Genomic DNA, 13,103 nt, shown 5'->3' with positions numbered 1-13,103 from the left:
CGGCATGAAAAAAGGAGGCAAAGCCTCCTTATAAATAGCGTTGTGGCCTTATGCTCAGGTAGGATCCCCGCCTGACATCTGGCTCTGAATATAATTAGGTAAGCCGATTAGTTTAATCAGGCCAATATGTTGTTCCAGCCAGTAAATATGATCCATTTCCGTGTCATCAAGCAGCGCTTCAAGCATCTCGCGAGATACATAGTCCTGCTCTTCTTCACATACCGCAATCACCTTTTTCAGGTGATCTTTAACGGTAATCTCTGCTGCCAGGTCGTTTTCCAGCATTTCCTGTACATTTTCACCGACTTTGATCGGTGCCCTTGAAGCAGTATCGGGTGTGCCTTCAAGGAATAAAATGCGTTCTGTAATGCGCTTTGCATGATCCAACTCTTCTTCGTATTCATGCGCCAGCTTATGGTGCAACCTCGACAGGCCCCAGTCTTCGTACATTTTAGAATGAGCCAGATACTGGTCCATTGACGATAATTCCAGGGTTAGCTGCTTGTTGAGTAAATCAATTACTTTTTGAGAACCTTGCATGTCTTACTCCTCAATTTGCGATTGCAGATAGTTTTCTATGCCGCAGTTTTTAATGAGGAATTGCTGGGTTTCCAGCCAGTCAACATAGTCTTCCTCATATTCCAGAATATCTTCGAGCAGCTCACGACTGACATAGTCCTGCTCTTTTTCACACAACTCAATGGCGCTGCGTAATACCGGAAGCTGTTCCATTTCAAACGCCATATCACAGCTGAGCATTTCTTCGGTATGCTCACCAATACGAAGTTTTTCCAGGTGTTGAAGATTTGGCAGGCCCTCGAGGAACAAGATCCGCTCGATCAAATCATCAGCCTGCTTCATGTCTTTGATGGATTTTTTATAGGCTTTCTCATTGAGCTCTTCAATGCCCCAGTTTTTCCACATGCGTGCGTGCAAAAAGTACTGGTTAATAGATGTCAGCTCGAGTGTTAAAACCTGATTTAGTGCTGCTATTACTTGCTTGCTACCCTGCATAGGGCCCCCTCAATAAGGAATAGTTAGACGCCTTATAAAACTAGAACAAAATCACAACTTAGCAAGACCGATTAAAACTAATAAATTACTTAATATATTCTTTTAAAATAAACAACTTATAAACTTAGTAAGAACAATTTTCATTGCGAATAACAGTCCTTATTCTGTTACTTCATTTTTAAAAACACCCGTAGATGATTAATTCAACTTTTTGACTGTTTCTATTCCAAGACGTTTTGCCAGACGCACCAGGTTTGTCCGATCAACCGACAGCTCACGCGCAGTTGCAGCCCAGTTGAGTGCATTGGCCTGTAAACGAGCCTTGATCAGGCTCTTCTGAAACGCTTCTGTGGCTGCCTTAAGCGTTTGTGCTGAGGAGAGTTGCACAGATGCAACGCCCTTATCCTGAGCGACTACCAACGCATTCGTGCCATTGTCACGCCACTGAACACTATGCATGACATCAACCTCGACAATATCCTCCTCCCGGGCAACATGCTTTGCTTTGAGCGCAGCACGGCTGAGGACATGTTCCAGCTCACGTACATTGCCAGGCCAATCATGCTCTCTTAATTGCTTGAGAAAGCGCGCAGAGAGCACTAACTGGCGTACACCAAGCTTTTTACGCAGTTGTTCAATAAAAAACCCCGCCAGAGGCTCGATGTCCTGCGCTCTGCTTCTAAGAGGCGGAACTTGCAACGGATAGACGCTCAGGCGATGATATAAATCGGCCCGAAAGCGGCCTTCCTCGACTTCCTGACGCAAGTCCCGGTTGGTTGCAGCAACGATCCGCACATCAACATACTGGGGCTTGTCCGTGCCAACGGGTTGAATTTCGCCGCTTTGCAGTGCCCGCAGCAATTTACTTTGCATACTCAGAGGCAGCTCTCCTATTTCATCAAGAAATAAGGTGCCGCCATGGGCAACCAGAAACTTACCTTCGCGGTGTCTGTCAGCACCGGTAAACGCCCCTTTGCGGTGACCAAAAAATTCGCTCTCGGCCAGATTTTCACTTAAAGAGGCGCAGTTAACCTGTACAAACGGACCCTGACAACGTGACGAGTGCTCATGAATACGCCTTGCCACCAGCTCTTTGCCTGTGCCGGTTTCCCCCTGGATCAACACACTCAATTCAGAATTAGCGACCAAATCAATATCCTGCTTGAGCCTTTGCATCACATCACTCTCACCTACCATAGTAAAGCGCTGATGGCTTATCTCTCTGAGCATCGCCATACCATGTCGGGCCCGCTCAGAGAGGGTTGCCAGGTTCAGCGCAGTTGCAAAATGCGCCGCAACCAGCGATTGCAACATCGCTAACATAGGCAATGCAACTCCTTCAAAGGCATTGGGGGTAAGGCTATCAAAGGTGATCATACCCAGTAACTGTTCATCCTGATAAAGCGAAAAGCCCATACAGGCGTGTACGGGCAAAACCCCGGTGGTGGCCAGTAACAGTCCGTCATAAGGGTCCGGCAAGTCACACCCTGCTGTAAATACCTGAGGCAGTGTCGCGCTAGCTATGGCCGCTAGCCTGGGGTGGTCATTGATCACAAAACGCCTTCCCATAGCCTCAGGTGCTAACCCCGAGCATGCAAGCGGAAAAGCAACCCCCTGCTCGCAGCGTAATACTGCGATGGCATCGGCTGTGACCACCCCCTGTACTGCGCGTACCAAAGCGTGGCTAAACACGCTGACATCTCCCTCATTCAGACGGGGAAGTTGCTGTGCCAACTCGGTACTGATACCGAGCAAATGCGATAACGTTCTTTGATCCAAGTCAAAATGACCTATTAGAGCTTTATAGACCCATATAGTGTAGGTCATTTTGACCCACAAAGGCAAACAACAAATCAACAAGCCATTGTTTTAATTGAAAATTAAATCTGGCACGCTTCATGCCCTTTATATAACCAGTTTGACTCACTCTGCTATGTAAAGGTAACTATGAAACATTATCGCCAAACACTTCCCTATGCCAACCAGTGCCTGATACTCAGCCTGACTGGTTTTTTACTTGCAGTACTTGCCAGCTATGGATTTGATCACTATCTATCTTTGTCAGCACAAATTACGGCGCACGTCAGTACAATTGTTTTCGCAACCCTGCTTAAAATCAGCTACGTAATACGCTGTTTGTGCCAGTACAACCTTGGACTGGAGGTGCGCTAATGGCCCTGCTTAACCTCGAAGAGCCAATGTCGGACACGGCAAAATGGTACCAGCTTCAGCATGCTCCTTTGCTTATGCTGGCATTTAGGCCGCTGTTTTTACTTGGCAGCCTGTGGGCCTGTATCGCTATGCTACTGTGGTTTGCCATACTAAATGGCAACCTTAGCTGGTCTAATTCCTTCCCGGCTACGCTTTGGCACGCGCATGAAATGCTGTTTGGTTTTGCCAGCGCCATTGCAATCGGTTTTCTATTTACGGCGGCAAAGAACTGGACAGGCGTCAGCACACTGAACGGCTGGCCTTTGCTGGGGCTTTGCATGATATGGATCAGCGCCAGAATTGTCGCATTCAGCGCTGCTCAGCCACTACTGTGGCTGATCATCTTACAAGGTGCATTCTGGCTGATTGCCATCTGCCATTTTAGTTGGGTGGTGCTTCAGGTACATAACAGCAAAAATTACCTGTTTGTGCCTGTACTGGCAATGCTGGCAACACTGAACTTGGTGTTTATTGTGATGCTCAGTCAGCACGCTTTTGAACTGGCGGGCCTGCTTAGTCAAATGGCTGTGTTAGGTTTTACATTGCTTATCAGCATATTGGGTGGCCGCGTCGTGCCATTTTTTATCTCTCGCGGTTTGGGATTACCGCAACAGCAGCGCACACCAAAGCTCGATAAACTACTCATGCTCGTGTCTGTGGCTGGGATTTGCGGCTTTTTTGCGCACCATTTTTTTCAGCTCACAGTTGTGCCAGGCTACCTGCTTATTCTGGCGGGACTGTTACACCTCACACGCGCTGTCATGTGGTTTCAGTACCGCATATTCACGGTGCCCTTGCTCTGGTCCCTGTATCTGGCTTATCTAATGATGGCTTTAGGCCTGGTTGGCTTCGGCGCAGCCTACTTTAGCAGTAGCTGGCACGCCAAAGATGCCCTTCATCTGATCACTGTGGGCGGTATGGGCATGATGATCCTGGCAATGATGTCTCGGGTAGCACTGGGCCATACCGCCCGCCCTTTAACACCACACCCTTTGATGTCAGTGGCATTCCTTCTTATCGCACTCAGCGCACTGATCCGAAGCCTGCTTGGCGAACACATAGGCCCACATATGGCCTGGCAACTGAGTGCTCTGATTTGGTCTGCCGGTTTTGCGCTGTTTGTCTTTATCTATGGCCCCATGCTGATGCGCAAGCGCGCAGATGGACGTCGCGGTTAATTTTCTCATTTTTATGTATCTATACCACTTCACTGCAAAGTGATTTCATTAGGAGTTTTTATGCTTTCTCAACGAACAATTACCCTGGTTAAACAGTCAATTCCCTTACTGGCTAACGCTGGTGTTGAGGTTACAGAACACTTTTATCAGCGTATGTTCGCTCACAATCCCGAGTTGCTCGATATTTTTAACCTCAGCAACCAACGTTCAGGCAAACAACAGTTTGCGCTGTTCAATGCCCTGGCCGCCTATGCAACCTACCTGGATCAACCTGAGGTCCTGACTGAGGCTATTGCCCGGATCAACCATAAACATGCCAGTCTCAGCATACAACCACATCACTACCCCATTGTTGGAGAGCATTTGCTCGCCACTTTACGTGAGATGTTCCCGCACCAATTTACAGCAGAGGTAGAGCAAGCCTGGGCTGAAGCCTATGCGTTCCTGGCCGATTTGTTCATTACGCAGGAAGAAGGCATTTATCGACAAGCTGAACAGCTCAATGGCGGTTGGCGAGGCACACGTCGTTTTTGCATCAGTAAAATTGTCAGCGAATCTGAGCTGGTGAAGAGTTTTTACCTAAAACCCCTCGATGCACGGCCTGTAATGCCCTTTAAGCCAGGACAATTCCTCGCCATTCAATGTCGTATCCCGGGAGAAAATCATCAGCAGATCCGTCAGTACTCTTTGTCGCATACCTCCAATTCGCAGTTTTACCGCATTTCCGTCAAACGGGATAATCTGGTTTCAGGCTATCTGCATCGTTTGCGTGAAGGAGATGAGCTGGACGTTATGCCGCCTGCGGGGGACTTTGTGCTCAGGCAAACCCGCTCACCTAAAGTTCTGATCAGCGCAGGGGTTGGTATTACGCCCATGATGTCGATGTTACATACACTGGCAGAACAAGCGTTTAATCAGCCATTGTGCTTCCTTCATGCGTGTCGCAACCCGGCACAACAGAGTTTTCGAGCTGAACTGACAAGCGCGGCTCAATCACTCTCCATGCTCACCATCCATACCTGGATGGAAGAAAATGAGAACGACCTTGTCTGTGCAAACAATCATGCAGGGCGTATGCGCCTTGCGCCGCTGAGCACCTCACTGCCCCTTGAGCATGGAGAGTTTTACCTGTGTGGTCCAATGCCTTTCATGGCTGACATTAAACAACAACTGATTACGCTGGGCGTTGATAACTCACGGATTTTGTATGAAGTATTTGGCCCGCATGAGAGCCTGTGATTGATCCAGGTATTGCCATAAAAGTCTGATATGATGAAGGACACTTGGGGCTGCAGTGATCTGGCAGCCCTTAATCAACTGTACAAGGACCCTTCTATGAGTGATTTCCTTCATGATACTAAGCCGGCCAAAGTATTAGTCGTCTGTATGGGCAATATCTGCCGCTCTCCCACAATGGAAGCGGTATTAAAGCACACAGCAACGCAACAGGGACTCAATCTTGAGGTCGATTCTGCAGGTACCATTGCCTATCACCAGGGTAACCCACCTGACAGGCGCAGTGCAGCGGCAGCGCATAAGCGTGGCTATAACCTGTCATCAATCAGGGCCAGGCAAGTTCAGCCACAAGACTTTGAGTATTTTGATTTGATCCTATGCGCCGATGAGCAAAACCTGGCCGATCTACACGCTAAATGCCCCGGGCAATACCAGCACAAACTGGCATTGTTTTTACGCTACGGTGAACAGCCTCATGACGAAGTGCCCGATCCTTATTATGGCGGCGGAGACGGATTTGAACTGGTGCTCGATTTGGTTGAACAAGCCAGTAATAATATTATCACCAAGTTAAGCAAGCTCAGTTAAACAAGCACACGTATTTACCCCATCAGCAAAGTGCACCGCCCGGTGCCTTTGCTGCCATTCAACGCGCAATTTCTTCCCCATCCGCATTGACTTAAATCAATGATTAATTTGATTATATTATTTCTCATCGTAAGTTTGTGGCACATCAAACAGAGCGCTGAATCAAGACGAAATCACTCCACAAAATACCCTTTTTGAGTACACTGAATACAACTCTTAGCGTTAACTCATTAAAAGGAAATCGCCATGAAATTTACACTTTCAGCACTGACGTTTGGCATTTTATCGGGCTTGTCTTTTTCTCATCCTTCAATGGCCCAGAACACCGGCATTGAAGCTGCGCCTTTACCCTACACAGACATAGCCCACAGCGCAGAGACACAAAATTATGACTATTCAGACAACCAACCATGGAGCCAGATGCCACCCGCGGCGCTGCGCCCGGTTCAGGTCCCTTTGTTTGTGTCTATCGGCTTTGATGATAATGGCTCTAAGGAAGGGATGGACTGGATAACCGGCTATACCCGTCACCTGCAAAATGCACCGGGCAGTAATAATGCCGCCACCTATGATGGGGCGCCAGTTCGCTTTAGCTTTTTTAACACCGCGGCCTACATTCACTCTTCTGCCAATGATCCTGTGGGTATAAAACACGCCTGGCGTAATGCCTGGCTGGATGGTCACGAGATAGGCAATCATACTTGGAGTCATCATGATGGCGGGCCAGATACGGGGAACTTTTCAGAACAAATGTGGGAAGAAGAAATCCTCGTGACACGAACCTGGCTTAACAAACCTTTTGATCCTGATGAGCAGGATGATGCACCAAACGACAACGCAGGCCCCGGGATCCCCATTAGCGATATGACGGGGTTCAGAACGCCGTACCTCAATCACAATAACGCTTTATTTTCTGTATTAAAAGCCAACCAGTTTGTCTATGACACCAGCATCGAAGAAGGCTGGGGGCAACAATATAATGGCACCAATAACCCCTGGCCCTATACATTAAACCAGGGGACGCCAACCAAACGCGTAGGCAAACCCGATGTTGGCCACTTCGCCGGACTCTGGCAATTGCCATCCAATGTCTTTGAAAAGCCACAGGGCGGTAAGATGGTGGGCTTTGATACCAATATGTGGGTCGGTGGCGCTATGAGTAAGCAAGAGGTACTGGAAATACTCAAACATAACTTGCATTTGCGCCTGCAGGGCAACCGGGCGCCATTAATGTTTGGTGCCCACGCTGACATCTATGCATCAGCCTATGACAATGGTGATCGCGCCACGCTATTTCGTGAACGCCAGGAAGCGATCGAGGAGTTTATTCAGTACGCCTTGAGTCTGAAAGTAAACGGCCAGCCTGTTGTGCGGATTGTACCATTTAAAGACATTGTTGAATGGATGCGCAACCCCGCACCACTCAATGAGGGTAAGGTGGTAACAGTACTAAGCGTGGGGGCCAGCCCAACGTACAGCGCAGGCACCATTTACTACAAGGGCGACCAGGTTTACCACAACGGACAATATTTCGAAGCTAAATGGTACGCCAGCAGCGCGCCTGGCACGCAGGAGCCTGACTATGATCCCTGGAAACTGATCACACGCGCACAAGCAACTAAAGTTAAACACTTAGGTGAAGTGTCACCGCACGGAGACACCTATGGCGACGTCCTCATCGCGCCAAACGAAGGACAGACCTTCTACTTTACGCCGGCAACCGGTGCGCACATCAGCAAAGTCACCATCAACGGTGTTGATATTGGCCCGGTCAGTGAGTACACCTTCCGCGCATTGAGTGCCAATCAGACACTACGCGTAGAATTTGCGGCAAATTAAACGCTAACCAATCAGGCAATACAAAATGAGTCGCTGTCAGACAGCGGCTCAACATTCAGACACAATTGGTGGTTAGTATGGTATCTGTCAGTTCAGACTGAGAAATGGGTTTGGCCACAACGGCGTCAAAGCCCAGATCCGCATAGTGTGAAATATCGCTATCAAACACATTGGCGGTTACCGCTATCACGGGCACGATTGGCCACTGATTTCTGATCACCTGAAATGCCTCTATGCCGCCCATCACTGGCATCTGAATGTCCATCAGAACCAAACGAACTTCTGAATTCATCTTATCTATTGCATCCTGACCATTACTTGCCACGGCCGTTTTGGCCCCCTGGGTCACCAGCATTTTCTGAAGGATAATTTGATTCACCGCATTATCTTCAACAATCAGCACCGATAGGCCCTGCAACAAGCCTTCTCCATTCACATTCTGGCCATGACTACGGCTCACATCTTCCTGAGCATCAACCAGCTGCAGTGGCAAAGATACTTTGATACTGGTACCCACTCCAGTCTGGCTGGTAATGTCAATTTTCCCCTCCATGGCATCGACCAGAGACTTAACGATTGCCAGGCCAAGCCCAGTCCCCCCGTTAAGCCGGGTAGGTGATGCATCACCTTGTTCAAATTGCTCAAAGAGTTTAGTGATCTCGTGCTCGCTCATACCAATCCCGGTATCACGGATCACAATATCAACCCATTGTGAATCCGACACTGCCACCACAGACAGAGAGATACGGCCCTGCACAGTAAACTTAACGGCATTACTGAGCAAGTTTATCAGCACCTGCTTAAGACGCAGTTCATCACCCACTCTTAGTGTTTGCGCTACGTCGAACTTGTACTCAAAGCGCAGTTTTTTCTGCTCACATTCGTGGCGAAATATATGCTCCACAGCTTTGGTTACTTTATTCAGTTCAAATTCACCGACATCCAATTGCAACTTACCTACTTCCATCTGAGTGAAATCTAGAATGTCATTTACCAAGGTTGAGAGCATTTCACTACACATAGTCGCCGTATCCAGCAACGAGCTACTTTCAGCTGAAAGTTTTTCTTTACGTAACAGCTGAAGGGCCCCATACAGACCGTTGATTGGCGTTCTGAACTCGTGCGACATATTAGCCAACAGCTGCGACTTCGCTTTATTTGCCAATACCAACTCTCCCGAAGTCGCCTTTAACTGCGCTATCGAGCCGTTAAGTGATTTCAGCAGATCTGCCATCGTCTCGTCGGCTTGCTTATTGTGACGATACAAATAAGCGATGAAAACCAAGAATAACAGAGTCAATACAACCAAAGAGGAGAGCAAAATGCTGGTTTTCACTTCATTTTGTTTTACCAGTTCAGTCTCACTGAGTGCCCTTGTTTTGTCCAGTGCGGCAAAAACGGTTGCCTGATACTGCGACTTAAGCGCAAAGTACGTGTCATCCAGTAGTATTTTTTGAGCCTGAAGCTGCATACCGGCACGGCTCAACGCAAAAGCCTGAGTCTCTATTTCTATCAGTTGTGTGTTTATCTGAACGGTTTGTGCTATCGCGTCAGCAATCGCTGGATCCAGCGCCCTGGCTTCTAACAAGGTTTTATCGAGCGTGTTGGCAATATTAAGATAACGCTGCGACCATTTTTCATCCCCGGTAAAGGTATACATACGCGATGACATGGTCAAAACTTCATCATAGTAGATGATTTCACTGGTTATTTTTTTGATTGAATCGATATGTAAATTCAGGTCATTGCGTTCATTTAAACTGGAGATCACAAACGGTACGATGGCTGTCAGTGCCACAAACACAACAACTAATAATAACAGCAACTTGACTCTGAGTTGCTTTACCTGTTTGAGCGGATCAACCATAATCTGTCAAAACGTCATTCATACCCTACTTATTTGAGTATGTGCATTTTTCAATCTAGTTCAAGCTTGGCAATGCGATTCCTGCCATACTTTGGCATGACTTTCACCCAATAGAGGTCCACGTGACACGTTTAAAACCCCTTGCGGGCTTGTGGTTGCTGAGTACATTATTTGTCAGTGGTTGCATGTTTGCTCCACAGGATACGCAATATTACGACCCAAAATGCAAAATGATGTTGCGCAAGAAAACACTAACCAGCACACAAATGCACGCCGTCAGTCAGTGCCGCGGGGATGCCTGCGCGCTGGTTTTAGCTGGTTTCGGGTTAGCAAGTGCAGCCAGTCTGGTGGTATCGGGTACCATAGTCATTGCCGCTAACACAGTATCCTGGCTGGAAAAGGTAAAGGGCTGCCCGGCGCGCCCTGCTTCCCAATCAGATGGTCGTGAGCGGCAAACGGATCTCGACACTTAAACCGCCTTGCGCACGGTTTTTTAACTGGATGTGGCCATGATGTGCTTCCACGATTTCGCGACATAATGCCAGGCCTAAACCTGTGCCACTTGATTTGGTAGAGTAAAACGGAATTAAGGCATTAGCCATAATATGTTCTGTCATACCCTGCCCGGAATCAACAACACGGATCTGAACATGCTGAGCCGTAAAGCCCACCTCAATTCCGACCTCATCCGGGGCACTACCCGACTCATGAGCATTCTTGAGTAAATTAATCAGTAGCTGTTCCAATTGAGCTGCATCAGCAAGCAGCTGCCGGCTCTGAGGCAGGGTATCCGCCTGCGTGTAACTAAATTGCCAATGGGCTTGCAATTGTGTCAGTAGCTCAGGCAATGCGACAGGAGCCAGTCTGGGAGAGGGCAATTTGGCAAATTTTCCATACCCTTGCACAAACTCGGTCAGATGGCTGATCCGCTCGTCTATAGTCGAAAACACCCGCTCAAGCCGCGTATCTTCCAACTTATTGGCCAGTATTTTACCACTGTGCAGCATTGAAGAAATCGGCCCCAGCGAGTTATTTAGCTCGTGACTGATGATACGGATCACCTTCTTCCATACCGCGACTTCCTGTCTATTTAATTCACGAGTAAGCTGCTTAAAGATGTAAAGCCGATGAAACTGATTATTGAGTAATAACTCACCGTTGGATAAATGCCAGGTCTGCTTGTCGTCTTGGTTGCATTGCAACTCAAACAACCCATCCGTGGCTTCTGACAAAGCATTGTACAAAGCCGGGTTTGCTTGCCGAGCAAGTTCTTCCAGTTTCATACCTTCCAGGTTGTGCTCACAATTAAGCAAGGCCTTTGCACTGTGATTAGAAAACACCACAATGCCCTTATCATCAGTCAGCAACAATACCTGAGGCGCGCTATGTAGCACTTTATCCAGCATTAACTCACGTTGATAAATCCACTGCTTTTCATTCCTGAGTTGTGCTGCCGATTCATTATATAACTGACACAATCTGCCCAGTTCATCGTCATTCTGATACGCCAGCAGAGTCGAAAAGTCGCTGTCTTTAAAGTTCAGTAAACCACTTTCCAGTGCCTGCAAACCGGCAAATAGCTTTCGGGTTAGCAGTCTAAGTATGGCGAACCCCAGCAAAATTGCCGCCAGTAAAGCCGCCATCCAGGTTTGCCATGCCACCAAGCTCAACAACGGCAAACTGACGACCAACAGGGTCAGAGCCAGCGCCAGATAAAGTTTATGTGCGATAGAAAGTCCAGGCATCTTCATTTAATAGTCAATACCATGTTTTTGCAACCGTCGATATAAGGCCTGTCGGCTCATACCAAAATGACGTGCAACTTTCGCTATCACCCCTTGAAATTGCCTCATCGCCGCCTCAAGTTCAGCTTTTCCCGGCTCTTGCTTGCCAGAGTCTGGTGTTTGAGCAGGCGCGCTTATGGGTTGTAAGCCAAAGTCATCGACTTCCAATACACCCTGCGGGTTAAGCACTGCGGCACGCTTACATGCATTTTCCAGCTCCCTGACATTACCGGGCCAGTCATAACTCAACAGCGCGCTTTCCGCACTCAGGCTCAGTTCACGATCAGGTAAAAAATGTGAGATAAGCGGAATAATATCGTCACTACGCGATTTCAGCGGGGGCAAATTCAGTTCAATGACATTGAGTCGATAATATAAATCCTGGCGAAACCGGCCACTTTGGATGTCTGTCAACAAATCTGCATTTGTGGCCGAGATAACCCTGACATTCACACGACGGGTTTCGACTGACCCCAAGCGTTCAAATTCACCTGTCTGAAGCACTCTAAGTAACTTCATCTGACCCGATAAAGGTAAGTTACCAATTTCATCCAGAAACAAAGTACCTCCATCGGCGGCTTCAAAGCGCCCGATACGTTGTTTATTTGCACCGGTATAAGCGCCCGCCTCTGCACCAAACAGCTCAGCTTCTATCAGCTCCTGTGGCAGCGCACCGGCATTTACTTTAATAAATGGCGCCGTTTGAAGCGCTGAGTTGGCCTGAATAATCTCTGCCACTTTTTCTTTGCCACTGCCGTTATCTCCGGTGATCAACACCGCCACATCAGATTTCGCAACTTGCACCGCCATGTCCACAACACGCTGCATCGCGCCACTGCGGAAAATTAAACCACGCAGGTCGGCACCGGCGTTGAGGGCTTCACGCTGTTGCGCAATACGTTCATGCTGTTCATTTTTTTCTTTTGCCTTACCCAAGGCAATCAGGTTGGCAACCGATGTAATGAGCTTTTGGTCATCCCAGGGCTTGGCCAGATAATCCGCAGCGCCAGCTTTAACCAGCTCAATGGCCATTTCCAGCTCGGTCCAGGCAGTGATCAGAATCACAGGTAAATGCGGATTAATCGCCCGCAACTCCTGAAACAGCGCTTTGCCTTCCTCTCCGGACGTTGTATCGGCAGTAAAGTTCATATCCTGGATCACCAAAGCGATGCGCTGATAGCGCACTATCTGTAGCGCTTCAAAGGGGGTTAAAGCCGTTTCGACCTGATAGTCATGGAGTTCCAGTAACAGTGAAAGTGCATCTAACACAGCCTGGTTATCATCGACGACGAGTATCTTATTCATCATTATTATTGTGCTCGCATAATATCCGTAGGGTCTGTCATTTCCATTATTGTGACACCTGTTGCCAGTGTATCATGTTCC

At 48.1% G+C, this 13,103-nt stretch carries 12 protein-coding genes; 6 read left to right on the top strand and 6 right to left on the bottom strand.

Annotated elements, in window-relative coordinates; all coding sequences use genetic code 11:
• Positions 1 to 54: 54 nt before the first annotated feature.
• From bfr (PRUB_RS24535) to norR, 3 genes are all read right to left on the bottom strand, one after another.
• Positions 55 to 540 carry a bacterioferritin gene (gene bfr / locus PRUB_RS24535; RefSeq protein ID WP_010380639.1) on the bottom strand — a complete coding sequence of 162 codons (486 nt, stop codon included), beginning with the start codon at positions 538 to 540 and terminating at the stop codon, positions 55 to 57.
• 3 nt (positions 541 to 543) lie between these two features.
• Complete coding sequence (gene bfr / locus PRUB_RS24530) at positions 544 to 1,014, bottom strand: bacterioferritin (protein WP_010380638.1); 471 nt, start codon at positions 1,012 to 1,014, stop codon at positions 544 to 546.
• A 198-nt stretch (positions 1,015 to 1,212) separates the two neighbouring features.
• Complete coding sequence (gene norR, locus PRUB_RS24525) at positions 1,213 to 2,841, bottom strand: nitric oxide reductase transcriptional regulator NorR (protein WP_040644798.1); 1,629 nt, start codon at positions 2,839 to 2,841, stop codon at positions 1,213 to 1,215.
• Positions 2,842 to 2,961: 120 nt separating this feature from the next.
• Here norR and PRUB_RS24520 point away from each other — a divergent pair, with 120 nt between their 5' ends.
• From PRUB_RS24520 to PRUB_RS24500, 5 genes are all read left to right on the top strand, one after another.
• Positions 2,962 to 3,186 carry a hypothetical protein gene (locus PRUB_RS24520; RefSeq protein WP_010380634.1) on the top strand — a complete coding sequence of 75 codons (225 nt, stop codon included), beginning with the start codon at positions 2,962 to 2,964 and terminating at the stop codon, positions 3,184 to 3,186.
• Positions 3,186 to 4,403 (top strand): NnrS family protein, encoded by a 1,218-nt coding sequence (locus PRUB_RS24515; protein WP_010380632.1) that lies wholly within the window; start codon positions 3,186 to 3,188, stop codon positions 4,401 to 4,403. Before PRUB_RS24520 ends, PRUB_RS24515 begins: the two co-directional genes overlap by 1 nt.
• A gap of 60 nt (positions 4,404 to 4,463) precedes the next feature.
• Positions 4,464 to 5,642, top strand: coding sequence for an NO-inducible flavohemoprotein (gene hmpA / locus PRUB_RS24510; protein WP_010380629.1), 1,179 nt, complete (start codon positions 4,464 to 4,466; stop codon positions 5,640 to 5,642).
• Between the two features lie 96 nt (positions 5,643 to 5,738).
• Complete coding sequence (locus tag PRUB_RS24505; RefSeq protein WP_040644818.1) at positions 5,739 to 6,227, top strand: low molecular weight protein-tyrosine-phosphatase; 489 nt, start codon at positions 5,739 to 5,741, stop codon at positions 6,225 to 6,227.
• A gap of 246 nt (positions 6,228 to 6,473) precedes the next feature.
• Positions 6,474 to 8,066 (top strand): polysaccharide deacetylase, encoded by a 1,593-nt coding sequence (locus PRUB_RS24500; RefSeq protein WP_010380625.1) that lies wholly within the window; start codon positions 6,474 to 6,476, stop codon positions 8,064 to 8,066.
• A gap of 55 nt (positions 8,067 to 8,121) precedes the next feature.
• Here PRUB_RS24500 and PRUB_RS24495 read toward each other — a convergent pair whose 3' ends face one another.
• Positions 8,122 to 9,933: an ATP-binding protein gene (locus PRUB_RS24495; RefSeq protein ID WP_010380623.1), complete on the bottom strand. Its 1,812-nt coding sequence runs from the start codon at positions 9,931 to 9,933 to the stop codon at positions 8,122 to 8,124.
• A gap of 122 nt (positions 9,934 to 10,055) precedes the next feature.
• On the opposite strand from PRUB_RS24495, the gene PRUB_RS24490 reads away from it, so the two are divergent.
• Positions 10,056 to 10,406, top strand: coding sequence for a hypothetical protein (locus PRUB_RS24490; protein ID WP_040644797.1), 351 nt, complete (start codon positions 10,056 to 10,058; stop codon positions 10,404 to 10,406).
• On the opposite strand, the gene PRUB_RS24485 is transcribed toward PRUB_RS24490, so the two are convergent.
• Positions 10,368 to 11,684 carry a sensor histidine kinase gene (locus PRUB_RS24485; protein WP_010380621.1) on the bottom strand — a complete coding sequence of 439 codons (1,317 nt, stop codon included), beginning with the start codon at positions 11,682 to 11,684 and terminating at the stop codon, positions 10,368 to 10,370. The genes PRUB_RS24490 and PRUB_RS24485 overlap by 39 nt on opposite strands.
• Positions 11,685 to 13,022, bottom strand: a complete 1,338-nt coding sequence (locus PRUB_RS24480; RefSeq protein WP_040644815.1) for a sigma-54-dependent transcriptional regulator — start codon at positions 13,020 to 13,022, stop codon at positions 11,685 to 11,687. It lies immediately after the preceding gene.
• Positions 13,023 to 13,103 lie beyond the last annotated feature (81 nt).

This window comes from Pseudoalteromonas rubra, from assembly GCF_000238295.3.
Classification (GTDB): Bacteria; Pseudomonadota; Gammaproteobacteria; order Enterobacterales; family Alteromonadaceae; genus Pseudoalteromonas; species Pseudoalteromonas rubra.
Note: the sequence above shows the minus strand (reverse complement) of the source record. Positions and strands in the feature narration are given on the sequence as shown.

Excerpts from the sequence above, each read along its gene's own strand:
- bfr (WP_010380639.1), bottom strand. The coding sequence starts at position 540 with ATGCAAGGTTCTCAAAAAGTAATTGATTTACTCAACAAGCAGCTAACC.
- bfr (WP_010380638.1), bottom strand. The coding sequence starts at position 1,014 with ATGCAGGGTAGCAAGCAAGTAATAGCAGCACTAAATCAGGTTTTAACA.
- norR (WP_040644798.1), bottom strand. The coding sequence starts at position 2,841 with ATGACCTACACTATATGGGTCTATAAAGCTCTAATAGGTCATTTTGAC.
- PRUB_RS24520 (WP_010380634.1), top strand. The coding sequence starts at position 2,962 with ATGAAACATTATCGCCAAACACTTCCCTATGCCAACCAGTGCCTGATA.
- PRUB_RS24515 (WP_010380632.1), top strand. The coding sequence starts at position 3,186 with ATGGCCCTGCTTAACCTCGAAGAGCCAATGTCGGACACGGCAAAATGG.
- hmpA (WP_010380629.1), top strand. The coding sequence starts at position 4,464 with ATGCTTTCTCAACGAACAATTACCCTGGTTAAACAGTCAATTCCCTTA.
- PRUB_RS24505 (WP_040644818.1), top strand. The coding sequence starts at position 5,739 with ATGAGTGATTTCCTTCATGATACTAAGCCGGCCAAAGTATTAGTCGTC.
- PRUB_RS24500 (WP_010380625.1), top strand. The coding sequence starts at position 6,474 with ATGAAATTTACACTTTCAGCACTGACGTTTGGCATTTTATCGGGCTTG.
- PRUB_RS24495 (WP_010380623.1), bottom strand. The coding sequence starts at position 9,933 with ATGGTTGATCCGCTCAAACAGGTAAAGCAACTCAGAGTCAAGTTGCTG.
- PRUB_RS24485 (WP_010380621.1), bottom strand. The coding sequence starts at position 11,684 with ATGAAGATGCCTGGACTTTCTATCGCACATAAACTTTATCTGGCGCTG.
- PRUB_RS24480 (WP_040644815.1), bottom strand. The coding sequence starts at position 13,022 with ATGAATAAGATACTCGTCGTCGATGATAACCAGGCTGTGTTAGATGCA.